This is a genomic window from Arthrobacter rhizophilus (genome assembly GCF_026241105.1).
In the GTDB taxonomy this organism is placed as follows: Bacteria; Actinomycetota; Actinomycetes; order Actinomycetales; family Micrococcaceae; genus Arthrobacter.
In genome coordinates, this window is the sequence record NZ_JAPFFT010000001.1 from 497122 (window position 1) to 521377 (window position 24256).

The following is a 24256-nucleotide window of genomic DNA, read 5'->3' on the forward strand; positions in this document are numbered from 1 at the left end:
CCCTCGCCGGCGTGGGCCCATCCACCGGCTCCCAGGTCTCGCTTCGCTCGACCCGGGGCCCTCGCCGGCGTGGGCCCACCCACCGCCATTAGAATGGACAGATGACCACTACCGCCGCCCCCGGCACCTGCGCAGCCACAGACATAGGCATAAAGGGAGAGGAACGGACGGACATCGCGGAGCAGTCGTCCACCGACGTCCTCAGCGCTGCTGACATCCCTTGGAACCTGGTGGTCTGGAACGATCCCGTCAATCTCATGAGCTATGTGAGTTACGTGTTCCAGAGCTACTTCGGCTATTCCGAGGCGAAATCCAACAAACTCATGCTCGAGGTCCATAGGAAGGGCCGTTCGATCGTGGCGTACGGTGGCAAGGAACAGGTTGAGCAGCACGCGGTTGCCATGCACGGCTACGGTTTGTGGGCAACGGTTGAAAAGGCGAGCAGCAGCGGCGATGGCCGGGGACGCAAGGGTGGCGCACGTGGCTAAGGCTTTCAAGTACGGACTCAAAGGGATCACCGGCTACCTTGAGCCCGCCGAGCGCGAACTCCTGCGCGGCCTTCTGGACGATGTCATTTCCATGCTGGAACCGGAGCTGTCCCAGAATGAAGACCCCTTGACGGCCCTGATCGGCCTGGACATGAATGTCAAGGAACCGTCCGATCGCGCCTTGCTCAGGCTGTTGCCAAACGTCATGAAGAACGACGACGCCGCCTCCCTCGAGTTCCGCCAGCTCACCGAGCGCTCGCTGAGGGAAGGAAAAATCGGTGCGCTTCGGGCCGCAGCGATGGGCCTGGACCGCAACGAGCTTGTGCTCACGCCGGAAGAAGCCAAGCTCTGGTCCATGGCGCTCAACGACGTCCGCCTGGTGCTGGCCGAGCGCCTCGATATCCGTGACGAAGCCGATGCCGACCATGTCCACGCCATGCAGGACTGGTCCCAGGCCGAAGACGTAGAGAGCTATCTGGCGCTCGTGTACAACTTCACCACCTGGCTCCAGGAATCGCTGGTGCAGGCCATGATGGCATCGATAGACCGGAAATCCTGAGGTGAAATTAGATGTGCTCACTGCCTTCCGTGTGACAAAACAGACACGAGGCCCCCGCCACAAGTCATGGCTGCGGCACATGCCTTGGCTTATTCTCTAAGAATCATGAACTCAGCATCGGATACGGTATCGGGTGGGGAGAGCGCCGCACCGGCGCGGGAATCCCAGCGCAAGCCGGAAACACTGAACAACAACGCAGACAACACTTTGCTGGGATCACGCCCCATAGGTGTCTTCGATTCCGGCGTGGGCGGCCTTACTGTGGCGCGGTCGATCATCGACCAATTGCCCAATGAGTCCATCATCTACGTGGGGGACACCGCCAACGGCCCTTACGGACCTCTTCCCATCGCCGAAGTCCGGGCCAACGCCCTCGGGGTCATGGACGAGCTCGTGGACTCCGGCGTCAAGCTTCTGACGATCGCCTGCAATTCAGCCTCGGCCGCAGTTTTGCGCGATGCCAGGGAGCGATACACGGCCCGCTACGGGATTCCCGTCATTGAGGTCATCCAGCCGGCGGTCCGCCGGGCGGTGTCCGCTACGCGATCTGGCCGGATAGGTGTCATCGGGACATCGGCCACAGTAGGTTCCCGGGCCTACGAGGACACCTTTGCCGCCGCCCCGGACCTGAGTATCACCTCGGTGGCCTGTCCGGAATTCGTAAACTTCGTGGAGGCCGGCATCACCACCGGTCCCGAGCTCCTGGCCGCAGCCCACGAGTACCTGGAACCGCTCAGAGATGCCGGAGTGGACACCGTGGTGTTGGGTTGCACGCACTATCCGCTGCTGACGGGAGTGATCTCATACGTCATGGGGGAGGACGTCACCCTTGTGTCGAGCGCCGAGGAGACTGCCAAAGACGTGTACCGCGCCCTGGCCACGCACGGGATCCAGCGCACCGACGCCAGCCTGCCGCGGCACGACTTCATGGCGACCGGCGATGCAGTCCAGTTCGAATTCCTGGCGCGCCGCTTCCTCGGCCCTGAGGTCCTGTCCGTGCGCCACGTGGACCATGTAGCCGCGCAGTATCCGACAGGAAGCCTCGCGCGCATCACCCCGGAAATGCTGGAGGCCGCCCGCACGGGAGGCCACCATGCGAGGACCTCCAACTTCGTTGATCCTGCAGCCTTCACCGTAAACGAATTCGGCGCGGCCCGCGGGGGCCGCATCCAGTGAAACTGACCATTGTTGGCTGCACGGGTTCCTTTCCCGGGCCGGGCTCTCCGGCGTCGTGCTACTTGCTGACCGCGCAAGACGGCGAACGCCAGTGGAAGATCGTCATGGACCTAGGCAGTGGTGCGCTCGGGGCCATCCAGCGGTACACGGACCTTGAGGACATCGACGCGATCTTCCTGACCCATTTGCACCCGGACCACTGCATGGATCTGTGCGGACTGCACGTGGCCGTCCGCTGGAAGCCAGGCGGTTGGGGTCGGGACAGGATCCCCGTGTGGGGGCCCGCCGCGACGGCCGACCGGATGGCCACTGCCTACGGGCTGGAACTGGACCCCGGAATGCACGATGAGTTCGACTTCAGCAACTGGAGTGAACGCCAGTCCGTGCAGCTTGGACCGTTCACGGTGACGCCGTATGCCGTGAACCACCCGGTGGAAGAGGCCTACGCATTGCGCGTAGAGGTCACCGAGCCGGGCAAGGATGGAAGTCCCGTCACCAGGATCCTGACGTACTCGGGAGACACCGACTCGTGCCGGGGACTTGAGGATGCAGCCCGCAACGCGGATCTCTTCCTGTGCGAGGCAGCCTTCGAAGAAGGCCGCGACGACGACATCAAGGATGTGCACCTGACCGGCAAGCGCGCGGGGCAGGCAGCCACAGCCGCGGGAGCCCGGCGGCTCCTCCTGACTCACATCCCCGTGTGGACGTCACAGACCAAGGTTATGGCAGAGGCGCGGCCCGAGTTCGCCGGCGATGTCGCCGTCGCGGTCGCCGGGGTTCACTACACCGTCTGAACCCGCAGTCCAACTGCGCAGTCCGGCGAGGGCCGGGGGATCGCTAAGCTTGCAGTATGACTTCCGAAGCCACATCTGTCCCCGTCATCCGTGCCGACGGCCGCACGCCTGATCAGCTCCGTCCCATCAGCATTACGCGCGGCTGGTCCAAGCAGGCCGAAGGCTCGGCCCTGATCGAATTCGGCAACACCCGCGTGCTGTGCACAGCGTCCTTGACTGAAGGCGTGCCGCGCTGGCTCAAAGGTGAAGGCCGGGGCTGGGTCACGGCCGAATATGCCATGCTGCCGCGGGCCACGAACACCCGTTCCGACCGTGAGTCGGTCAAGGGACGGATCGGCGGACGCACGCACGAGATTTCGCGCCTGATCGGCCGGTCGCTGCGTTCCATCATCGACACCAAGGCGCTTGGCGAGAACACGATCGTGCTGGACTGCGATGTCCTCCAGGCCGACGGCGGAACCCGCACCGCAGCGATCACGGGCGCCTACGTGGCGCTCGCCGAAGCGATCCGCTTCGCCCGGGAGAACAAGATGATCGCAAAGAACGCGCAGCCGCTGATCGACACGATCGCTGCCGTCTCTGTAGGGATCATCGACGGCATCCCCATGCTGGACCTGCCTTATGTAGAGGACGTGCGTGCCGAAACCGATATGAACGTGGTGGTCACCGGCTCGGGGAAGTTCGTAGAGGTCCAGGGAACCGCCGAGGGAGCCCCGTTCGACCGCGATGAGCTGAATGCCCTGCTGGACCTTGCCCTCATTGGCACGGGCGAGCTGGCGGCGATCCAGCGCGAGACCCTGGCCGAGGCCCCGTGAGCGAGGCAATGCCCGCAGCTGTCCCGCGACTCGTTCTCGCCACCCACAACAAGGGCAAACTGGGCGAGCTCCGGGAACTCCTCAGGGGACAGGTCCCAGGGCTCGACGTCGATACCCAGGTGATTGACGCGGCCGCGGCCGGAGCCCCCGACGTTGCAGAGACCGGGGTAACTTTTGCCGAGAACTCCCTGCTCAAGGCACGGGCCGTGGCTGAAGCCACCGGACTGGTGGCGATTGCCGATGATTCCGGGCTCGCCGTGGACGTGCTGGGTGGAGCTCCCGGCATCTTCTCGGCCCGTTGGTCCGGCCGGCATGGTGACGATGGCGCCAATCTCCAACTCTTGCTGGCGCAATTGTCCGACGTCCCCGACGCACACCGTGGAGCGGCGTTTGTCTGCGCGGCAGCGCTCGCTGTACCCGACGCCGTCGACGGCGGTGGCCGGGAGGTGGTCGAGTACGGCCAGTTGGAAGGCACCCTCTTGCGCGAACCCCGGGGTGCGGGTGGATTCGGCTACGACCCCGTGCTGCAGCCCCAAGGCTTGGACCGCAGCTGCGCCGAGCTGAGTTCCGAGGAAAAGAACGCCATCAGCCACCGTGGCAAGGCGTTCCGGGCGCTGCTTCCGGCCATCGTGGACGCCCTGCGCTAGAAACGCGAATGGCACCCCGCAACTGCAGGGTGCCATTCGACGTGATGGGGCCGGCTCAGCTATTCGCTGCGCTTGCCGGCTTCGTGTTCTTCGATGAACTCCTCGACGGGTTCTGTTCCACGATCGGTGGCCCTGCGCTTCGCCAGGAAGCCGCGGATGACCTCGATTGCGACCGGGACCACTGAGAGCAGCACGATGACCACAAAGATGATGTCGAGGTTGTCCCGGACCCACGGCACCTTGTCGCCCAGAAGGTATCCGAGCAGCGTGACGCCGCCGCCCCAGAGCACGGCGCCGATGACGTTGAAGATGAAGAACTTGCGCTTGTCCATTTGCGCGACGCCGACGATCACCGGGACGAAGGTGCGGATGATCGGGACGAAGCGGGCCAGGATCAAGGCCTTGCCGCCGTGCTTTTCGAAGAAGGCGTGTGCGCTTTCTACATTCTCCCGCTTGAACAGCTTGGAATCAGGCTTGTTGAAAATGGCAGGTCCGGCCTTGGAGCCAATGAGGTAGCCGCTCTGGTTGCCGATGATCGCCGACACAATGATCAGGGCAGCAAGTGCCCAGATATTGAACTTGATGGTGTCCGTGGCCACGAGCAAGCCCGCAGTGAAGAGCATGGAATCGCCAGGGAGGAAGAAGCCCACCAGGAGCCCTGTCTCTGCGAACACAATTCCGCAGACAACCAGGACTACCCACGGCGCCAAAGCGGGGTTGGCCAGGAAGACCTGGGGGTTCAACCAGTCAGGGAGAAGCGCGGACATGTGCGGCTGCACCTGTCCTGCGCCCCCCAAAGCGGACACGGCAAAGTGGTTCATCGCAGAAAGGGTCACCCTTCAAGGGTACGGGACAACCGCCGTCGGGCCCTGAGACATCCGCTGGGGGTGTCTGACAGACACTGCCACCAGCCGCCCGGCGTGCGTAGCGTGGTGGATGTGGACAGAAGAGACGACATCCGTGCGTTCCTGATCTCGCGTCGAGCGAAGATCAGCCCGGAGCAGGCCGGCATCCCCGCGTACGGGGAGTTGCGCCGTGTTCCCGGCTTGCGCCGTGAGGAAGTGGCGCAACTCGCGGGAGTGAGCGCGGACTACTACACCCGTCTGGAACGCGGCAGTATTCGCGGCGTCTCTGACGCTGTGCTCGAGGCTGTGTCATCGGCCCTTCAGTTGGACGAGGCTGAGCGGGCGCACCTGATGGATCTGGCGAGGACGGCCAACGCCCCGTCGCGTGGGTTGCCACGCCGGCCACCGCAGCAAAGGGTCCGTCCCGGGGTGCAGCGTCTGCTTGACGGGATGACCGGAGCGGTCGCCATCGTGCAGGACGGCCGTTCGGACGTCCTGGCCGCCAACCTGTTGGGCCGGGCGCTGTACGGGCCGGTGTTCAGTTTCGCCTCACAGTTAAACTCCTCCTCGCCGTCGGGGCCGGACATTTCGTCCCGGCTGCCGAACCAGGCGCGCTATCTCTTCCTTGATCCGGGCGCGGGGGACTTCTACCCTGATTGGCGCGCGATCGCAGCGACCACCGTCGCGATGTTGCGTTTGGAATCGGGGCGGAACCCCGACGACCGCGTGTTGAACGAGCTGGTCGGGGAGCTGACCACACGCAGCGCGCTGTTCGCCGCGCTTTGGGCCGGACACGATGTGCGGATCCACGCCGCGGGCACGAAGCGCTTCCACCACCCGCTCGCCGGGGACTTGTCCCTGCAGTTCGAGACGCTGGACCTTCCCGGCGATGAGGGTCAGACCCTGTTCACCTTCACGGCGGAGCCTGGCTCCGCGTCCGGGAACACGCTGGCGTTCCTTGCCAGCTGGGCGGCATCGCCTCCCGGAACAACTACCCCCGGCACCCCCGCCGGTGGATCCACCTCCCCAGGCCTGCCTTCCCATTCGCGGCCAGGGACACCCAACGCAGGAAAGACGCCCCATGCCTGAGCAGGATTACCAAGCAGGACCGACGGAGAGCAGGATCGAGAAGCAGGTCTGGTTCGTCACCGGAGCCGGCCGCGGCATGGGCACCGACATCGCGAAGGCAGCCCTGGCCGCCGGCCACGGGGTGGTTGCCACCGGCCGCAACCCCGAAAAAGTCGCCGAGGCCCTTGGCGAGAACGAGGACCTGCTGGCCGTGACGCTCGACGTCACCGACCCCGATGATGCGAAGGCGGCCGTCCAGGCCGCCGTCGACCGCTTCGGCCGGATCGACGTGCTCGTGAACAATGCCGGCAACTTTTACGCCGGGTTCTTCGAGGAAATCAGCCCGGAGGATTTCCGGGCACAGATCGAAACCACCATGTTCGGGCCCATGAACGTCACCCGTGCGGCCCTGCCGGTCCTGCGGGCCCAGCGCTCGGGCCTGGTCGTCACGATCTCTTCGACCGCCGGTATCGCGGGCGGGGAGTTCCTGACCGCCTATGCCGCGTCCAAGTTCGGAGTCGAAGGCTGGGCCGAATCCCTCGCCCCTGAAATCGCGCCCTTCGGTATCCGCACCATGCTCGTCGAGCCGGGGTTTTTCCGGACCGAGTTGCTCACGCCGGAATCCACGAGCTACGCGGAATCCACCATTGAGGACTACGCCGAACGCACCGAGCAGACGGTCACGGCGTGGAAGAGCATGAACGGCCTGCAGGGCGGAGACCCCGCCAAGCTCGCGGATGCACTGATCCGACTGGCCGAGCTGGAGGATCCTCCACTCCGGTTCGCCGCAGGGTTGGACGCTGTGGGTGTCTTCGAGCAGCGGGCCAAGGCTCTCCGGGCTCAGGCCGAGGCCCACCGTCATCTCTCCAGCAACCTCGCCTACAACGACGCTTGAGGACACCATGACACGTGCGTCGATGCAGCCCGCCTCGCAACAGGCCACATCTGAGGGATCGTTCCGAAGCCCGAGGTTCCCGTGGGGAGGTCTTCTGATCCTCGCTGCGGCAGGCTTCACAGCCGTCACCACCGAACTCCTTCCGTCCGGACTGCTGCCCCAGATCAGCAGGGACCTGGGGGTGGTGGAATCAGCTGTGGGCTCCCTCACGGCCGCCTATGCGGCAGTCATTGTCTTTACGGCCCTTCCCCTGGCGCGGCTGCTGGGCGGACGAATCCCGCGCAAACCGTTGTTGATCGCCACCGTGCTCGCGTTCGCACTAAGCAACGTGCTGTTGGCATCCAGCCCCAGCCTGGGCTTGGCAGTTGCCGCGAGGCTCCTCGGCGGTGTGGCCCACGGGATGCTGTGGTCAAGCATGGCCCCTTACGTTGCCAGGATCGTTCCAGCGCACTCTGTCGGAAAAGCAATGGCCATGGTCTTCAGTGGTAACAGCATCGCGCTTGCGGTCGGCGCTCCGATCGGCACACTCATGGGCTCGGTGCTCAGCTGGCGTGCCTCGTTCCTTGTCCTGGCCGGAGTCGGTGCGGTCCTCGCCTTGCTGGCGGTGTGGGTGCTCCCCGCCGCGCCCGACGAGGACGGCAGTACCAGGCCGACCCTCCGCGGAGCGCTGAAGCTGCCCGGCGTAATCGCGGTGGCCACGGCCTGGCCTCTCTTGCTCCTGGGCCACTTCACCCTTTTCACCTACATCGCCCCGTTCCTCCACGCGTCAGGCCTTCCGGATGCCTTCACCAGCATCTCCCTGTCCGTGGTGGGGGCTGCCAGCCTCGTGGGGATCTGGATCGCTGGTCTCACTGCCGATTCCTATCCGCGGCGCTCCCTGCTTTCAGCGGTCGCTCTGCTTGTGGTCTCCTTCGGCCTGTTGCCAGTAGTGGGCGGCACATGGGGTGGTGAACTCGTGCTGGTGACCGTGTGGGGAGCTGCGTTCGGGGCCGTCGGTATTTACAACCAGGCCGCGATCCTCCGCGCCGGCGGAGAGCACAAGGACGCTGCGAACGGCTTGACGGTGGTTACCATTCAACTGGGCATCGCCGTCGGCGCCGGGTACGGCGCTTTGGCCCTGACTGCTGTCGGCGCCCTGTGGGTGCCGCTAGCCGCGGCCGTCCCGACGGCGGCAGCCCTCGCAATCGTCATGGCCAGCCGCCGGGGCGGATACCCTGCTGGTCCACGCGAGCTGCTGGCCCCAGGACACCGGCCTTCCACATAACCGAGGCGCGAGGGCTTTGAACGGGCTCAGGTTGAGCCGGTGACCGTTGGGCCGGAACCGTACTCTTCACCTATGCTGAATGCTAAGCATGCTGATTATCCACAATCATTCTTAGGCAAAGGCCGGAGGCTGCTGGGACACGCGCGCGACGGCAGCACCGAGGCATTTGAACGGCCCGTGAGGCCACGATCGGAGGAACGAGATGAACGTCTTGATCAAACTGCTCGGCATGGCGGTGGGCATGGGCGCCGGAATCGCGGCGAATAAGGCCTTGGAGGCAGTCTGGAGCAAGTCCACCGGCAAGCATGCCCCCAAGGATGCGACTAATCTCGAGGACTCCTTGCCTGGCGTGGTGCTGTTTGCCCTCGCAGGGGCAGCAGTAGGGTCAGTCATCCACGTCCTGACCCAAAGGGCAACCAAGAAGGCTCTCGTCAATCTGCAGGAGACAGCAAGCGAAGTTTGAGGCCGCCGGTTGTTCGTGGTCTTGCCGTCGCGGACGCCCTCATCGTGGCGACAATCACTGGAGCACCGGGCGGCTCTTTCCCTCTGTAACCTTGACCAGTGGCATTGGACTTTACGGCGATCGACTTTGAAACTGCGAACGGCTTCAGGGGCTCGCCGTGCTCGGTCGGCCTCAGCAAGGTCCGCGGCGGAGTAGTGGTGGAGGAAGCCTCCTGGCTCATGCGCCCACCGGAAAACCACGACCACTTCCAGTACCACAACACACGAATCCACGGCATCCGGGCCGAGGACGTCGCCGGCGCTCCACGCTTTGGCGATCTCTTTCCCGAAATCGGGGCTTTCATCGGCGGCGATATTTTGGCGGCCCACAACGCAGCCTTCGATCTCGGCGTCATCCGATCCGGGCTTGAAGTGTCCGGGCTGCCCGGCCCGGCGTACGAATACGTTTGCACCGTGATGTTGTCCAGGCGCTGCTATTCCCTGGTGTCCAATTCCCTCCCCTACGCTGCTGAAGAGGCCGGCGTGCCCCTCGTGAACCATCACGATGCCGCCGAGGACGCCCGGGCCTGCGCGGGGATCCTGGTCGATATTGCACGCAGAAACGACGCGAATAGTATTGCCGAGCTCTACTTGTCCCTCGGCCTGGCCTTGCCAAAACAGCCGGCCTTTCAGCCGGGAGACGGCCTGTCCAAGCAAACCCTGGCTGCGCTCGCGGCCGTCGGGGCCGGTTCGCAACCTTCTGGCCGCTCCGGCGTCGTGAATGGCGCCGGCCAACTTGGGCGAGCCTGGAGCAACTGGCCGGAAGAGGGTACCAATCCGGTGCCGAACCCTGCTGCGGAACCGGGCCACCCGCTGTTCGGCCAGACAGTAGTTTTCACCGGTGAACTTGCCATTGCCCGGCCGGAAGCGAAACAGCGGGCCGCGGAGATGGGCGCACGCCCCGAGAGCCGCGTCACCGGAAGGACCACGGTCCTGGTGGTGGGCGATGGCTTCGTAGCAGGCGATCTGCGGAACGGTCGCCTCACGGGGAAAGCCAAGCGGGTCTTGGAGTTGCATGGCCGCGGCCAACAGATCGAGGTGCTTTCCGAGGGAGAGTTCCTGCAGATGGTCGGCGGAAGCTAGCAGCATCAATATTCACACGGAGCAACAAAGCTTCCCGTTGCGTGCCCGCACTCCTAGCCTTGAGCCATGACACAGGGAAAGAAGGCTGACACCGCACGGTTCACCGCAGGGACGCCGGCTCCGGCGGCCACCGGGTGGCGCGCCGTTTTCGCTTTCCCCAATCCTGTCAATGAGTACGCCGCGAGGATCACTGCGGGCCTTGTGGTTTTGGCTGCGGTGCTTACGCTCCTCACCGGCTTTGGCTGGGGGCTCGTGCTGATTGCGGCCGGTTTCTGGTTGCGGGTGTTGTTCGGGCCCAGGATCTCGCCGTTTGCCTTGTTGTCCGTGAAGGTCCTGGCACCCCGAGTCGGTCCTGCCAAGCTTGTCCCGGGTCCGCCCAAGCGCTTCGCACAAGGAATCGGCGCCGTGCTGAGTACCGCTGCCGTGGTTCTCTTCTTCGCCGGTTTCGCGCTGGGAGCGTGGATCCTTCTCGCCCTGCTGATTGTCGCAGCGTCCCTCGAGTCGTTTGTGGGATTCTGCCTTGGCTGCGCCATTTTCGGTTTCCTCCAGAAGCGTGGCCTCATTCCCGAGGAAGTTTGCGAAGCCTGCAATAACATCGCACTTCGCCAGGCCTGAACTGGCCTTTTCTAGCCGACCGTGACGGCAATCAACTGCTGCGCCATCGCGCGAATGACTTCCGGCGCCTCAAGGGCTTCCAGCCAGTCCGACGGCAGGGCGGCCTCACCGTGGAATGCCCCCAGGATATTGCCCGCGATGGAAGCGGTGGAGTCACTGTCACCGCTGTGATTCAGCGCAACGGCAACCGCCTGACGGAAATGGGCCGATGGATCGAGCCGTGCCTCTGCCGCAGGGGCAGTTGCCAACACGGCATAGAGTCCGACGGCGAGTGCCTCCTCCGCGAGCCAGCCTTCGCCCAGTTGCGCCGTGAGTTCTTCGGGGCTGAGCACGGCGCCTGTGGAGGATAGTTCCAGCGCTTGGCGAAGACGATCCAGGAGTTCAGGGGCGGGATCCGGCAATGCCGCCACCACACTCAAGGCATATTCAGCCGCAGTCCGTACATCCACGCCCGTGGCCAGTTTGTGCACCAGCACACTGAAGGCGCCGGCACTCTGCCGTGCCGAAGGGTGCCCGTGGGTCAGCGACGCGGCGTCAGTGCTCAGCTTGTAGACCGTGGCTTCGGAAATATGCGGGACCAGGCCAAATGGAGCGGATCGCATCACCGTGCCGCAGCCCTTCGATTCCGGATTGACAGGGCGAAATTTGGTCCCCATCTGGCCCGTGGCGAGTCCGCTCAGGCACGCTTTGCCCGGATGCCTGCGGTGCCGGAGCACTTCCTGGCTGTCAATCCAACGCGGTTGGGGAACGGGGGCCGATGCCGGCAAGGCCACGTCCTGGGTGGCGAGCCAGCGAAGATAAGCAAGCCAGAGGCACGCTGTTTCATCGGCGGCTACGCCGTCGTTGGCCCACTCAAGTGCTTCCACGAGGCCATCCACGGTGTACAGCGTCATCTGGGTGTCGTCCGAAAAGTGGGAGCCGCCGTCGAGCTGTCCGAAGGAGGTGAGTCCTGCCGCGCCGTATCGGGAGCGGATGGCGTCCACGTCGTCGAATTCCACCGCGTATCCGAGCGAATCGCCCAAGGCCCCTCCCAGCAGGCAGCCGAGGACCCGGGACTCGAAGGATGGCACGACGGAGGGGGACGGTAAAGCACTCATAGTGGTAATTTACCGCGGCTGCTTCGCCGGACTTCACATGCCCACTGATACCGTGGCTCCTGAACCAGGAGGCAGTGATGCGTGAACCCGCGTGGCGGAAAACCGGAAAGACGCCGGACTACAGATTCTCCCTCGCAAATGAGCGGACCTTCCTTGCCTGGATTCGCACTTCCTTGGCGCTGCTGGCGGGCGCCGTGGCGATCGATCAGCTTGCTCCGAATATCGCACCGCAGCCGGTGCGCATTGTCCTGTGCGTCGTGCTTTCAATCATTGGCGCGGGCCTCGCGACGCTTGCCTACCGACGGTGGGCGCAGATGGAGGCCGCTATGCGCAACGACCAAGCGTTGCCGTTCTCACGGGTCATGATGCTGATGACCATCGTGGTTGCCGTGGCAGCCTTCACGTTTGCTGTGTTGATCCTGGTGGCGCGTTGAGCGTCGAGGCCAGGGATTCGGGGCTGCAGCCGGAGCGCACCACGCTCGCTTGGCGCCGGACCCTTATTTCGCTTCTGGTTGTGGACCTGTTTATCTGGCGCAGGTGGCTGTCGGCCAAGTCCGGCGCGGGGCAAGTGCCCACTGGAATACCGGGGCTCGATTACCAAGGAATCTGCGCTTTGACGGCCGCCGCTGCGACGATCGTTCTGGGTGGCGTTGTTTGGGTAAGGTCCCGTCAGCTCCACCAGGGCGCGGACGAAGCGTCGGCCGTCCTCATGCTGGCCAGCGCGGGGTCCATCATCGCACTGGGTTGCGCGGCGGTCGCCGCGATCGCGCTTGGCGACTAGGCTCGGATTCAGGTAGCGTCCAGACTCGGCTGACAGGATGCTGCGGGGCACAACGCGCGATCTGCTGCGTGGCTAGCTGTTGCCGTGTGCCTCCGCAACGCGCCACCCGAACTTCGAACTAAGGAATCATCCGACATGACCACAACTGTGTCCGTTCCCTCCTCCCGCGGTACGGGGCTCATCGCCCGGGCGTCCGCTGAAGCTCTGGGGACGTTGTTCCTTGTGGTTATTGGCTTGGGTGTGCTCATCTTCATCAATCCCCAGGCGGTTCCGATGCCGGCGTCGCTGGCCAGCGGCCTCGCTGTTACCGCTGCCATGCTTGCCTTCGGCTACTTGTCGGGCGGGCATTTCAACCCGGCAGTCACCGTTGGCCACGTGATCGCGGGCCGCACGAAGCTTGTGGATGGGGCCGCCTACTTGGGTGCCCAGCTTGTGGGCGCTTTGCTGGGCGCACTGGCGATCTTCGCCGTCGTACGGACTGTTCCCGGGATCACCGACAGCCGCAACGTCTTTGACACCGCGACCTCGGGGTTCGGTGCCCATTCCAGCTTCCAGGTTCCGCTGACCGGCGTGATGCTCATAGAGGTACTCGGCGCGGCGATCCTGGTAGGAGTCTTCCTGGGGGTCACCGCCCGGCGGAACCCCAGCAAGGTTGCTGCACCGTTCGCCGTCGGCCTGACCGTCGCAGCGCTGCTGCAGTTGGGCCAGTCCACCGGCAACCTTGCCTTCAACCCCGCCCGCGCCACCGCGTCCGCAGTTTTCAGTTCCGGCTGGGCGCTGGAGCAGCTCTGGCTCTTCTGGGTGGCGCCCTTGGTGGGGGCAGCGATCGCGGGTCTCATCTTCCGCGGCTTTGGCGAGTCCGCTCCGGCGGTCGTCGCGGAGATTGAAGAACCGGCGCAGTCCGGCGAATGGGACGAAGAGTCCGACGACGACGCGGACGCCGCCGCGACTGAAGGCCCGGCAAAGGTTTCACCCGCTGTGCCCGCTGCGCCTGCCGCAGAAGTGAAGCCCGCCGTCGACCCCGCCCGTGATTTCTTCGACGGCAAGCGGGACTGAGACCGGAATTAGTTGCCCGGAAGGCCCCGATATTCCCGATGCCGCCGTGCCGCGCCAAAAATGTCTGTGCCTCCCGTTAGCGTGAAAACATGAAGCTTCTTCACACTTCGGATTGGCACCTGGGCCGCTCATTCCACGGCGTCGGGATGCTGGATGCCCAGCGCAACTTCATTGAGCAATTGCTGGCGGTTATCCGCGATCAATCGGTCGATGTCGTGCTGATTGCCGGAGACGTTTACGACCGTGCACTTCCCGGCCTTGATGTTGTGAAGCTTCTCGACGACGCCCTGGTTCGGATCACGGACGCCGGGGCCAGCGTGGTACTGACGAGCGGCAACCATGATTCCGCGATCCGCCTCGGGTTCGCCTCACGCCTGCTGGAGCGCGGGGGAGTCCATTTGAGGACACGGGTGGAGGACTTGGATTCCCCGGTCTTGTTCGCACTTGACGGGAGCGGCGCCGGCAAAGCCAATCCGGGGGCCCCGGTGATGGCCGTCTACGGCATTCCCTATCTTGAACCGAGGCTCGTTGCCGAACGGCTCAGCACACAAACGGCGAGTCATTTTGACGTCACCCAGGCAGCGGTGCAGCTGATTCACAAGGACATCGCCCGGAGAAGTGAGACGGGACCTGTGCATTCCGTAGTGCTGGCGCACACGTTCGCGAGTGGAGGTATCACCTCGGACAGCGAACGCGATCTGAGCGTCGGCGGATTGGGAGCAGTGCCACTCGATCTCTTCGATGGCTTTGGCTACACGGCTTTGGGCCATCTCCACGGGCGGCAGGAACTTTCCGAGCACGTCCGGTACTCGGGTTCGCCGCTGGCCTACTCGTTCTCCGAAGCCAAGCATCGGAAGGGCGCCTGGCTGATCGACGTCGGAGTTGACGGCGTGAGGAGCGTCGAGGAAATCTTGTGGGAGGCGCCGCGGGAGCTGGCGATTCTCAGGGGGAAGCTCGCCGGGCTTTTGGAGTCCGAGGAACACAACTGGGCCGAATCCGCCTACTGCCAGATCACCCTCACGGACTCAGCGCGCCCGGCGCAGGCCATGGAACAGTTGCGTACCCGTTTCCCGGACACACTGGTGTTGGGCTTTGACCCGGAGGACGCCGGGGGCAGGGCCAAGGCCAGCTACAGCAGCAGGCTTGCTGAAGCCGAGGACGATCTCGGCGTTTGCTGTGGTTTCCTTGACCATGTGCGCGGGAGGCCCGCTGACGAAACTGAACTTTCCGCCCTTCGTGAAGCATTGGAAGCGGTCCGGCTGGAAGGAGCGGAACTGTGAGAATCCACCGCCTTGAGATCGAGGCTTTCGGGCCGTTTGCCGGGGTTCAGTCGATCGACTTCGATCAACTGGGCGCCCGGGGTCTTTTCCTCCTGAACGGTGCAACCGGTGCCGGCAAGACGAGCGTGCTCGACGCCATTTGCTTTGCCTTGTACGGTTCGGTACCCGGCGCCCGCCAAGACGGCAAACGCTTGCGGAGCGATCACGCGGAACCGGCTGCAGAGCCCCGCGTTGTCTGCGAATTCTCGGCGCGCGGCAGGCGCTTCGAAGTCACCCGCTCCCCGGCGTGGGACAAGCCCAGTGCCCGCGGACGCAAAGGCTTCACCACCCAGCAGGCCAAGACCCTCTTGCGCGAACGGGTCAATGGTTCGTGGGAGGAGAAGAGTTCCCGCAACGACGAAGCAGGCGCGGAAATCGGTGATGTCCTCGGGATGGACCGGGAGCAGTTCACCAGGGTGGTCATGCTCCCGCAGGGAGACTTCGCGGCCTTCCTGCGTTCCAAGGCTTCCGACCGGCTGGACCTGCTGCAGAAACTCTTCGGCACCCAGCGTTTCGAAGCCATCGAGCAACAGTTGGCACTCCAGGCAAACGCCGCGCGCGCGGAAGTGGAGGACAACGGGAACGGTCTTCACTTGCTCCTGCAGCGGGCCGAATCGGAGTTCGCGCAGCTAGGCATTGAAGATTCAGTGGAGCCGGATGTCCATGACATAGTATCCGGCGCGGACACACCCGAACTCTGGCTCGGGCACCTGGAAGCACGGGCGCAGGCCGAATCGCTGGAGCGGCAAAAGTCTGCCACGTCCGCCGACGCCGCCACGCTTCAGCTGGCGGATAAGCTCAACTCTGCCCGGGAACGGGTTCAACGGCACGCGAAGCTCGACGCCGCCACGCGCCGCCGCGAAGCACTCTCTGCACGCGCGGCCGAAGTCCAGGAATTCCGCGACCGTCTTGGGCGTCACCGGAAGGCTGCCGTACTCGGTGGCCAGCTCGACGCCGTCGACCGTGCTGCGAGGGCACTGGACCTGGCGGCCTCGAAGGCCGAGTCGGCTAAGGCCAAACTCCTTGCGGCCTCGCTGGACGCAAGCGATCCCGCCGCGGCCTTGGCAAGGATTCGGGAAACCACGGCGGTCCTCGAAGCCCGGGTTGAGGACGAACAAAAGCTCGACCACATTGCCGGCCGGCTCGTCGGACTCAATGCTGCGGCAAAGCATCGGGATACCGCCAAGGAATCAAGGTCCCTAAGCTTGGTGGCGCTTCGCGTGGAGGCAGCCTCCTTGGAAACCGGCCTGGGTCAGCTGGAAGCGGCAACCTTGGAACTGCCCCTGCGCGAAAGCGAAGCCGCGGCAGCACAAAACACCGTCAAGACCGTGGCTCGTCACGCAGCTGCCCTCGAATCGCTCTCCGCTGCGGCAAAGCGGCACGCGTTGGCGCGCGCGCTTTCCCAGGACCTCCGCCAACTCTGGTTGGATCTCCGCGAATCCCGCTTGGCCAACGCCGCCGCAGAGCTCGCAGCAAAGCTGCATGATGGTGAAGCATGCCCTGTCTGCGGAAGCGCCGAGCACCCTTCGCTAGCGTCAGCCGGATTGACAGCCTTGGCCCTTGCCGAGGAAGAGCAATCCGCCCACGAGCGCTATGACGAGAGTGAGCACGAGCTGCTCCACGCGTCGGCCGAGCTCGCGTCCGCCGAGCAGGAGATCGCTGTGCTCGCGGCCCAAGGCGGCGGCATCGATCCAAAAGAAGCTGCTTCCACAGAGGCCTTGGCCAAAGACGCGCTCGCCTCAGCACGGCTCGCTGTCAACGGACTCAAGCGAGGCAAGGAAAGCCTCGCCCGTGTGATGGAGCGGATTTCCCGCCTGGAAGAAGAGCAACTCCGGGATGACACGGTTGCGGCCCAGGACGAGTCGGCCCTGATCCTGCTGAGCGATCAACGCCAGTCCCTGGACACCTTGCTTTCCGGGCTTCGTGACGGCTTCGAGACGCTGCGTGGCAGGATCGAGGCCCTGACCAGGCAACGCGAGCTCCTCCAGTCCGCCGTCACCGCGTGCGCCCAGTTGGAAGGCGCCCGGGAGGCCTTGGACGATGCATCGGCGGCCTTGGAACGGGCCCTGTCGGCAAACCATTTCGAGACAGCTGAGGATGCCCGGCGAGACATCCTCGACGAACAGCACGCCGCACGCTTTGACGAAGCCATCAGAGATTTCGAGACCGAGAGCGCCCGTCTCGCGGAGCTTTTTGAGTCCGAGGACCTTGTGCTCGCTGCCAAGGAAGCCCGAATCGGCGAGGTGCCTTTGGCCGACGTCGAGCTGGCCGTCCTCGAACAGGAGGCCGGTCAAGCGGAAGAAGCGGCGCGTCGTCTTGCCCTTGCCGCGGGGCTCGCCGCCCGGACCCTGGCAAGCTTGGCAACGATCCGTGCGCAGTATGAAGCAGTGTCGGCCTCGGGACGGGAGCCCCGCGAACGCGCCCGGGTGCTCAGCGAACTCGCCGAAACTGCCAGGGGGTTGGGCGACAACGGCTACAAAATGAGCCTCAACAGCTATGTTCTGGCTGCGCGGCTCGAACAAGTCGCAGCAGCGGCGTCAGAGCGCCTTGTTGCCATGAGCGACGGCCGCTACACCCTTCAGCACACGGACGCCAAGGCAGCCCGGGGCGCGAAATCCGGGCTGGGCCTGGAAGTCGTGGATGAATGGACGGGACAGCGGCGGGACACCGCCACCCTTTCCGGCGGGGAATCCTTCATGGCCTCGCTAGCCTTGGCCCTGGGGCTCGCGGATGTTGTCCAGCAAGAGGCCGGCGGCGTAGATATCGAGACCTTGTTCGTGGATGAGGGCTTCGGGAGCCTCGACGAGCAGTCCCTCGAACAGGTGATGGACGCGCTGGAAGGATTGCGCGACGGCGGCAGGGTAGTCGGACTCGTCAGCCACGTTGCCGAAATGAAGCAGAGAATCAGCAGCCAGCTCCAAGTGATCAAGAGCCGCAACGGCTCCACCGTGCGAATCGTCGACGCCGCGGCCGCGTAGGACGCAGCAGCCGGAACGGACGCATCCTCAGCGAGCCGTCCGGTAGACTTGGAGGGTTACACCGGGTCGCGCGCATCGGGAGGAGGGACGATGCGCACCATTCAGCGAACCCGGAATCATGAACTCCTTTCCACAAAACTCCGCGGCCAACACGGCGCTTGAGCCTGCCCCGTCGCAGCCTGTCCCCCAGCGCCGTTCGCGTCTGCCTGGCCGCTTCGCGCGCCTGCCCGAACTTGCTGGCCGAGACTTCCTGCCGTTGGGACTCTTCGCGAGGCTGCCCCTTGCCATGCTGACCGTTGGCACCTTGACCCTCGTCACGGCCGTCAGCCATTCTTACGCCATCGGCGGCCTGGCCGCCGGCGCCGTGGGTATCGGGTCAGCCGTGGGTGCGCCCGTGCTCGGCTCGCTCGCTGACCGGGCAGGCCAACGCCCGGTCCTGCTGGTAGCCGCGGCCGTCAACGCGGTCACAGTCATCGCACTGCTTGTTGCCGCCTACCTGACGCCGGATTTCAACACACCCACGGACGCGATCGCCATTCTCGTGACGGCCTTCCTTGCTGGAGCGAGTTGCCCGCAGGTGGGTCCCATGGCCCGTGTCCGATGGATGGCCCTGACCACAAGGAACCTCCCCGCACGGAACGTGGGCTCCGGAGCTGGTGGAAAAGCCGCCGGTTCCGGCAGTGTGGCGGCGAGCCGCGCAGACCTGGATACTGCCTTGTCCTACGAGGGAACCGCAGACGAAATCACTTTCGTCCTGGGGCCGGCGCTGGTTGGCATCTTGGCCAGCCTCGTAGCTGCTTGGCTGCCGCTGGCATTGGCTGCGGTCCTCACCGCCACTCTAGTACCTGCTTTCGCCGTGCATCCTTCGCAATTGGCTGTGGTGCCGGCAAAGCGCAAGGGACCGACCGCCGTCGGGAGCGCTCCTGAAGGACAGAGATCACGGGTCCGTTCCCTGGCCTGGTTGAAAGTGGCCGTTCCGGTAATGGCCATGGTCTGCATGGGAACATTTTTCGGTGCCACGCAGAATGCGTTGAGCGCTTTTTCCGCCCAATTCGCCACTGCCGAAATCGCGGGGCTCATGTACTCCGTCATGGGCCTGAGCTCCGCCGTCGCCGCCCTGTCTGTTGCCTACTGGCCGCAGCGCTTTGGGCTGGCGATCCGCTGGGTGGTCGCCGCGGCGGCGATGACGGCGTTCTCCCTGTTGTTGTTCCTCCCGGCCGGGATCTGGCCGATGGCCATGGTTCTGCTGGTGCTGGGAATCCCGGTGGGACCCGTCATGGTGACGGTCTTCAGCATCGGAGGAGTGGTGGCACCGCCCGGCCGCATGGCAACGGTCATGACCGCCCTGGCGAGCGGGATCGTGGCCGGTACGGCCTTGGGCGCCTACCTTGCTGGCCAGTTGGCACAGACCCAAGGTTCCGGGGCCGCCTTTGTGGTGTCCACCGCCGCTTCGGGTGCGCTTCTGGTGCTCGGCATCTTGGCGGGACTCTTCCTCCGGCGCAAGCCGGGCACCCAACAATAGCGACGCTCGCTCACTTATGGCCCACTTTTTTGGAAACCCTCTTTCAGATCATCTGCAAAAGGATTCCCGGTTTTGGCCTTAAAAGTGAGCGAGCGTTGGAAGAAATAGGACGACCGCACGCATCAAGGGTGAAATGCAGGGTCCCTTAGGCCAGCTGGGACTCTATCCGAGCTGCGCTCGCGGCCAGTGCTTCCCCGACGGCGGCTTGGTCCTGTTCACGGCGGATGTAGACGACGGCGATCGCAGCGGGCCGCCCGCCGGGCACCTGGATGGGAGCGGCCAGGGAAGACAATCCTGCGATGACCTCGTCGTGGCTTGCCGCATAGCCGAGCCGGCGCGCTTCGGTTGCCTCCTGCCGATAGGGCAGGCCCGGGGCGCGGGTGGCCCATTCGTCCTCGCTCATGGTGGACTGGATGGCGATTCCAGGCGCTCCGGTGTTCACGGGGTGACGGGTCCCCGGGTGCTGCGCCAGGGTCGCGGCCGAGTGGCGTGGCTCCACGGTGACCAGCGTGACGCAATCCTGATGGTCCCAGACCGCCACGAACGCCGTCATGTTCAGAGTGTTGGCGAGCTGGGTCAGTTCGGGGAGGGCTGCGGTCTGGAGATCGCGGGAGACGCCCCGCGCCAGCACCGCCAATCCGGGGCCAGGCTGAACACGGCCGGCGTCATCGCGCACCAAAAGGGAATGGTCCTCCAGCGTGCGCAGAATCCGGTAGGCCACGGAGCGATGAACGCCAAGGGCGGTGGCGAGCTCGGCAATGGTCAAGGGGCGCTCGGCGGCGGCCAGGATTTCCAGTGCCCGGATTCCGCGGGAGAGAGTCTGCGACGGCGAAACGGTCGCCGTCGTTTCCTGCGGCCTTTTCGTGGCACTGGGAGACATCATGGGCTCCATCCTATGTTGGGGTCTAACGCGGCGGACCCGCCGTCTTGTGCCGTGGACCGCAAAAGACTATGGTTCTGTATGAGAATTTGTTGTTCAAATATAGAACAAGTTCACATATAGAACAATCTCCAGGAATCAATGATGATTGCCAAGTCCAGCCAGAATGCGGAGCCAGGCCGTCTGGGCCGCACTTCGCGGCCGCGGGCACATCACTTCCGTGGCAGTCTGGGCCGATTTGCCACAGGCGTGGCCATCGTGACGTTCGACGGCGCAACCAAGCGGCACGGCATTACAGTCAATTCGTTCACCTCGGTGTCCATGGAGCCGCCGTTGGTCCTTGTCAGCATCGCCCGTACCGCCAAAGCCCACGACGAGCTTGCCGGGCGGCCGTTCAGCGTCAACATCCTGGGGGCGGAGCAGCAGGAGCTCGCCCTGCACTTCGCAGGCCGTCCCGGGCCCGAGCCGCGTTGGGTGGAAGGCGACACCGCGCCCCGCCTATCCAATGTCCTCGCCTACTTCGAGTGCAAGCCATGGGCCGCATACGACGGTGGTGATCACACCCTCTACGTGGGCGAGGTGGTCGACTTCAACTATCGCAACGGCGATGCGCTGGCCTTCGCCAACAGCTCCTTCACCACCATCCCGGAAAGCCAATTGGGAATGGAGGATCTTCTGTAGTTGCCGCGGCGCCGGGAAATGCCGCATCCACACACGCAATGCCGTTTCAGCTCAACCATCATTGGAGACAACCATGGGAATCCGGACCGGACAGCAGTACTTGGACAAGCTCAACTCGATGAACCCCCACGTCCTGATCGACGGCGAGATGGTCACCGAGAAGATCGCCGACCACCCATCCTTCAGGAACGTGGCCCGCACGTACGCGAAGCTCTTCGACATGCAACATGACCCGAAGTACGCGGACGCCCTCACCTACGAATCTCCGACAACCGGGGATCGCGTCAGCACTTCGTTCCTGGTGCCGCGGAGCAAAGAGGACCTTGAACACCGGCATGCGGCCATCCGCACCTGGGCCGAGTACTCCCATGGATTCCTCGGCCGGACCGGTGACTACATGAACGGAGCACTCACGGCGCTCGCGGCTGCGGAAAAGTGGTTTGCCCAGGCCGATCCGATGTTTGGCGAGAACATGCGCAAGTACTACGAGCATTGCCGCGAAAATGATCTCCTGGCCACGCACACCCTGATTCCGCCCCAGGTCAACCGCTCGGTGTCCGGGTCCGAACAGCTCGGTGGCCAACTCTCGGCCAGGGTGGTGGAGGAACGGGAGGATGGGATCGTGGTCCATGGCGCGCGCATGCTAGCCACGATCGCGCCGATTGCGGACGAACTCCTCGTGTTTCCCTCGACGCTCCTCCGGGCAACGCCGGAAGACGCCCCCTACTCCTACGCCTTCGCCGTCCCGAATGACGCGCCGGGCATGCGCTACCTGTGCCGGACCTCCCTCTACAACGGCGGAAGCACCCACGACGAGCCCCTCGCCAGCCGCTTCGAGGAGATGGACGCCGTCGTGGTCTTCGATCATGTGTTCGTCCCCAACGAGCGCATCTTCATGCTTGGCCATCCCGAACTCTGCAACGCCTTCTACTCCGAGACCGGCGCCGGGGCCCTCATGACCCACCAGGTGGTCACGCGGACCATTGCCAAGAGCGAGTTCTTTCTTGGCCTTGCGTCCGAGATCGCGGCGTCCATCGGGATTGACAGTTTCCAGCACATCCAGGAGGACCTCGCGGAGCTGATCGAAACAGTTGAAATCGAAAAGGCCCTCATGGTGGCCGCGGAGGCGCAGGCCGCCCCAAGTCCGGATGGCGTGTTCCTGCCGCATTGGCCAACGTTGAACGCCGCACGCAACTGGTACCCCAAGGTTGCCCAGCGATTCCCGGCAATCATCCGCAAGTTCTCGGCGTCCGGCCTCATGGCGCTCCCCGGCGAAGCGGACGTGGCCAGCGAGGCACTGCCGGACATAGAAATGTACCTGCAGGCTAAGACCCTCACCGGCCCGGAGCGCGTCCGGCTCTTCAAACTTGCATTCGACGCGAGCATTTCCTCGTTCGCCGGTCGCCAGGCCCTATATGAATACTTCTTCTTCGGTGACCCCGTCCGCATGGCGGGCGCCCTCGTGAACAGCTACGATCGCGAGCCGGTCCGCGCCCGGGTGCGGGAGTTCCTCGATCGGCAAGACTGAACGTGCCAGGGCGGGTGCGACGACGGCGACTTCGGCCGCCGTCGTCATCTTGTGCCGTCCATCACATTCGCGTAGTAGGCTATTCCAACTGACCGTTCTGTCGGTAATTCAGGACGACAGTCATCACCGCACCCAACACTGGAGTTTCAATGACCGCAACTTCCTCTGTCGACACCCAATCGGGCCCAAGCAGCAAGCGCGAAGAGCGCAGGGTCCTCGCAGGCACCTTGGTGGGCACCACCATCGAGTGGTACGACTTCTTCATCTTTGCCCAGCTGACGGCGACGTTGCTTGCGCCGCTGTTCCTGACTCCGCTGGAGAAGTCCAGCCCCGGGCTGGCGCAGATCCTCTCCTTCGCCACGATCGGCATCAGCTTCTTGTTCCGTCCGCTCGGCGCGTTTGTTGCCGGACATCTCGGCGACCGGCTGGGCCGCAAGGCTGTCCTGGTCATGACCCTCGTGATGATGGGCGGGGCCACGGCCTTGATCGGCCTGCTTCCCACTTATGAAACCATCGGATTGTGGGCGCCGGTCCTGCTTATTGCGCTGCGCGTGCTGCAGGGTTTCTCAGCCGGAGGTGAATGGGGTGGCGCAGCGTTGATGGCCGTGGAACATGCGCCGAAGGCCAAGCGCGGCCTGTTTGGTGCCTACCCCCAGATCGGCGTTCCCATCGGCATGATCCTGGCCACGGGCCTGCTGTACTTCTTGACCTCGGGCCTGTCCAAGGCGGATTTCAATGCCTGGGGCTGGCGTGTGCCGTTCTTGCTGTCGGTCGTCCTGATCGTCGTGGGCTACTTGATCCGCCGGGCGGTAGGGGAGAGCCCCGTCTTCAAGGAAATCTCCCAGCGCAAAGCCGAAAGCAAGGCTCCGCTGCGTGAACTCTTCCGCAAGAACAGCAAGGAAGTCATCCTCGCTGCCTTGATCTTCATCGCCAACAACGCGGCCGGTTACCTACTGATCGCGTTCTTCATTTCCTACGCCAATAAGGCCCTCAAGATGCCGTCGGCGCAGGTTCTTTTGGCCACGACGGTGGCTTCCTTCGGATGGCTCATCTTCACCATGGTGGGTGGCTGGCTTTCGGACAAGATCGGCCGGGTCAAGACGTTCCTGATCGGCTACGGACTCGTGTTCGCCTGGATGATTCCGATGTTCGCGCTGATCGATTCCAAGGACATCCTCCTGTACGGAACGGCACTTTTCGTCCTGACCATAGGGCTGGGTCTTTCCTATGGCCCCATGTCTGCCATGTACGCCGAGATGTTCCCTGCCCAGGTCCGCTACTCCGGGATTTCCATCGGGTACGCGCTGGGCTCGATCCTTGGCGGGGCCTTCGCGCCGTTGATCGCACAGGCTCTCCTGGACGGCACCAAGTGGTCAGGTTCCGTGGGCATCTACATCATGGTCCTGTGCGTCATCTCCGCGGTAGGGGTGGTGCTGGCCAAGGAAACCAAGGGCCGTCCGCTGGGGTTCAGCGCGCACTAGGCACCAAAGGCACGCCGACGCTCGCTCACCTATGAGCCAAAACGGCGGCTCCCTCCTGCAGTTCAAAACATGTGCAAGAGCGTTCCGAATCTTTGCCTCATTTGTGCAGGGGCGTCGGGTTGGAAGCCGACATATCTGCAGGAGCGTCGGGAAATGGGCCAACAGAAGTGAGCGAGCGTCGGA

General features: G+C 64.3%; 24 protein-coding genes. 21 read left to right on the plus strand and 3 right to left on the minus strand.

Going from position 1 to position 24256, the window contains the following annotated elements; genetic code table 11:
• Positions 1 to 101 precede the first annotated feature (101 nt).
• From clpS to rdgB, 6 genes are all read left to right on the plus strand, one after another.
• Entirely contained in the window at positions 102 to 488 is a 387-nt protein-coding gene (gene clpS / locus OOZ51_RS02235; protein ID WP_265977247.1) for an ATP-dependent Clp protease adapter ClpS, read from the plus strand.
• Positions 481 to 1047 carry a DUF2017 domain-containing protein gene (locus OOZ51_RS02240; protein ID WP_265977248.1) on the plus strand — a complete coding sequence of 189 codons (567 nt, stop codon included), beginning with the start codon at positions 481 to 483 and terminating at the stop codon, positions 1045 to 1047. Before clpS ends, OOZ51_RS02240 begins: the two co-directional genes overlap by 8 nt.
• A gap of 66 nt (positions 1048 to 1113) precedes the next feature.
• Positions 1114 to 2223: a glutamate racemase gene (murI, locus tag OOZ51_RS02245; protein ID WP_265977249.1), complete on the plus strand. Its 1110-nt coding sequence runs from the start codon at positions 1114 to 1116 to the stop codon at positions 2221 to 2223.
• The gene (locus tag OOZ51_RS02250; protein WP_265977250.1) at positions 2220 to 3017 is read left to right on the plus strand and encodes an MBL fold metallo-hydrolase; all 798 of its coding nucleotides are present in this window, start codon (positions 2220 to 2222) and stop codon (positions 3015 to 3017) included. Before murI ends, OOZ51_RS02250 begins: the two co-directional genes overlap by 4 nt.
• A gap of 56 nt (positions 3018 to 3073) precedes the next feature.
• The gene (gene rph, locus OOZ51_RS02255; RefSeq protein WP_078108499.1) at positions 3074 to 3832 is read left to right on the plus strand and encodes a ribonuclease PH; all 759 of its coding nucleotides are present in this window, start codon (positions 3074 to 3076) and stop codon (positions 3830 to 3832) included.
• An 8-nt stretch (positions 3833 to 3840) separates the two neighbouring features.
• Positions 3841 to 4479 carry an RdgB/HAM1 family non-canonical purine NTP pyrophosphatase gene (rdgB, locus tag OOZ51_RS02260; RefSeq protein ID WP_265977313.1) on the plus strand — a complete coding sequence of 213 codons (639 nt, stop codon included), beginning with the start codon at positions 3841 to 3843 and terminating at the stop codon, positions 4477 to 4479.
• 59 nt (positions 4480 to 4538) lie between these two features.
• Here rdgB and OOZ51_RS02265 read toward each other — a convergent pair whose 3' ends face one another.
• Complete coding sequence (locus OOZ51_RS02265; RefSeq protein WP_265977251.1) at positions 4539 to 5300, minus strand: VTT domain-containing protein; 762 nt, start codon at positions 5298 to 5300, stop codon at positions 4539 to 4541.
• A 66-nt stretch (positions 5301 to 5366) separates the two neighbouring features.
• Here OOZ51_RS02265 and OOZ51_RS02270 point away from each other — a divergent pair, with 66 nt between their 5' ends.
• The 6 genes from OOZ51_RS02270 (at position 5367) to OOZ51_RS02295 (ending at position 10750) form a co-directional block, all read left to right on the plus strand.
• Positions 5367 to 6413 carry a helix-turn-helix transcriptional regulator gene (locus OOZ51_RS02270; protein ID WP_265977252.1) on the plus strand — a complete coding sequence of 349 codons (1047 nt, stop codon included), beginning with the start codon at positions 5367 to 5369 and terminating at the stop codon, positions 6411 to 6413.
• Complete coding sequence (locus OOZ51_RS02275; protein ID WP_265977253.1) at positions 6406 to 7287, plus strand: SDR family oxidoreductase; 882 nt, start codon at positions 6406 to 6408, stop codon at positions 7285 to 7287. The genes OOZ51_RS02270 and OOZ51_RS02275 overlap by 8 nt, the downstream gene beginning before the upstream one ends.
• A 22-nt stretch (positions 7288 to 7309) precedes the next feature.
• Positions 7310 to 8551 (plus strand): MFS transporter, encoded by a 1242-nt coding sequence (locus tag OOZ51_RS02280; protein ID WP_265977314.1) that lies wholly within the window; start codon positions 7310 to 7312, stop codon positions 8549 to 8551.
• A gap of 202 nt (positions 8552 to 8753) precedes the next feature.
• Positions 8754 to 9014, plus strand: a complete 261-nt coding sequence (locus tag OOZ51_RS02285; RefSeq protein ID WP_265977254.1) for a DUF4235 domain-containing protein — start codon at positions 8754 to 8756, stop codon at positions 9012 to 9014.
• A gap of 98 nt (positions 9015 to 9112) precedes the next feature.
• Positions 9113 to 10135 (plus strand): 3'-5' exonuclease, encoded by a 1023-nt coding sequence (locus tag OOZ51_RS02290; RefSeq protein WP_265977255.1) that lies wholly within the window; start codon positions 9113 to 9115, stop codon positions 10133 to 10135.
• 66 nt (positions 10136 to 10201) lie between these two features.
• On the plus strand, positions 10202 to 10750 hold the full coding sequence (locus tag OOZ51_RS02295) for a DUF4395 domain-containing protein (RefSeq protein WP_265977256.1): 549 nt from the start codon (positions 10202 to 10204) through the stop codon (positions 10748 to 10750).
• Between the two features lie 11 nt (positions 10751 to 10761).
• Here OOZ51_RS02295 and OOZ51_RS02300 read toward each other — a convergent pair whose 3' ends face one another.
• Complete coding sequence (locus OOZ51_RS02300; protein ID WP_265977257.1) at positions 10762 to 11847, minus strand: ADP-ribosylglycohydrolase family protein; 1086 nt, start codon at positions 11845 to 11847, stop codon at positions 10762 to 10764.
• A gap of 77 nt (positions 11848 to 11924) precedes the next feature.
• On the opposite strand from OOZ51_RS02300, the gene OOZ51_RS02305 reads away from it, so the two are divergent.
• From OOZ51_RS02305 to OOZ51_RS02330, 6 genes are all read left to right on the plus strand, one after another.
• Positions 11925 to 12281, plus strand: a complete 357-nt coding sequence (locus tag OOZ51_RS02305) for a YidH family protein (protein WP_265977258.1) — start codon at positions 11925 to 11927, stop codon at positions 12279 to 12281.
• Positions 12278 to 12628 (plus strand): DUF202 domain-containing protein, encoded by a 351-nt coding sequence (locus tag OOZ51_RS02310; RefSeq protein ID WP_265977259.1) that lies wholly within the window; start codon positions 12278 to 12280, stop codon positions 12626 to 12628. The genes OOZ51_RS02305 and OOZ51_RS02310 overlap by 4 nt, the downstream gene beginning before the upstream one ends.
• 135 nt (positions 12629 to 12763) lie before the next feature.
• Positions 12764 to 13684 carry an MIP/aquaporin family protein gene (locus OOZ51_RS02315; RefSeq protein WP_265977260.1) on the plus strand — a complete coding sequence of 307 codons (921 nt, stop codon included), beginning with the start codon at positions 12764 to 12766 and terminating at the stop codon, positions 13682 to 13684.
• A gap of 89 nt (positions 13685 to 13773) precedes the next feature.
• Positions 13774 to 14964, plus strand: a complete 1191-nt coding sequence (locus OOZ51_RS02320; protein ID WP_265977261.1) for an exonuclease SbcCD subunit D — start codon at positions 13774 to 13776, stop codon at positions 14962 to 14964.
• A complete protein-coding gene (locus OOZ51_RS02325; RefSeq protein WP_265977262.1) occupies positions 14961 to 17981 on the plus strand; it encodes an AAA family ATPase in 3021 nt (1006 codons plus the stop codon). Before OOZ51_RS02320 ends, OOZ51_RS02325 begins: the two co-directional genes overlap by 4 nt.
• 118 nt (positions 17982 to 18099) lie before the next feature.
• A complete protein-coding gene (locus OOZ51_RS02330) occupies positions 18100 to 19503 on the plus strand; it encodes an MFS transporter (RefSeq protein ID WP_265977263.1) in 1404 nt (467 codons plus the stop codon).
• 145 nt (positions 19504 to 19648) lie between these two features.
• On the opposite strand, the gene OOZ51_RS02335 is transcribed toward OOZ51_RS02330, so the two are convergent.
• Complete coding sequence (locus OOZ51_RS02335) at positions 19649 to 20383, minus strand: IclR family transcriptional regulator (RefSeq protein ID WP_265977315.1); 735 nt, start codon at positions 20381 to 20383, stop codon at positions 19649 to 19651.
• 144 nt (positions 20384 to 20527) lie between these two features.
• Between OOZ51_RS02335 and OOZ51_RS02340 the strand changes: the two genes are divergently transcribed.
• The 3 genes from OOZ51_RS02340 (at position 20528) to OOZ51_RS02350 (ending at position 24073) form a co-directional block, all read left to right on the plus strand.
• Positions 20528 to 21064, plus strand: coding sequence for a flavin reductase family protein (locus tag OOZ51_RS02340; protein ID WP_265977264.1), 537 nt, complete (start codon positions 20528 to 20530; stop codon positions 21062 to 21064).
• A gap of 73 nt (positions 21065 to 21137) precedes the next feature.
• Complete coding sequence (gene hpaB, locus OOZ51_RS02345) at positions 21138 to 22592, plus strand: 4-hydroxyphenylacetate 3-monooxygenase, oxygenase component (RefSeq protein WP_265977265.1); 1455 nt, start codon at positions 21138 to 21140, stop codon at positions 22590 to 22592.
• A 149-nt stretch (positions 22593 to 22741) separates the two neighbouring features.
• Positions 22742 to 24073, plus strand: a complete 1332-nt coding sequence (locus OOZ51_RS02350) for an MFS transporter (protein ID WP_265977266.1) — start codon at positions 22742 to 22744, stop codon at positions 24071 to 24073.
• The last annotated feature ends 183 nt before the right edge of the window (positions 24074 to 24256 follow it).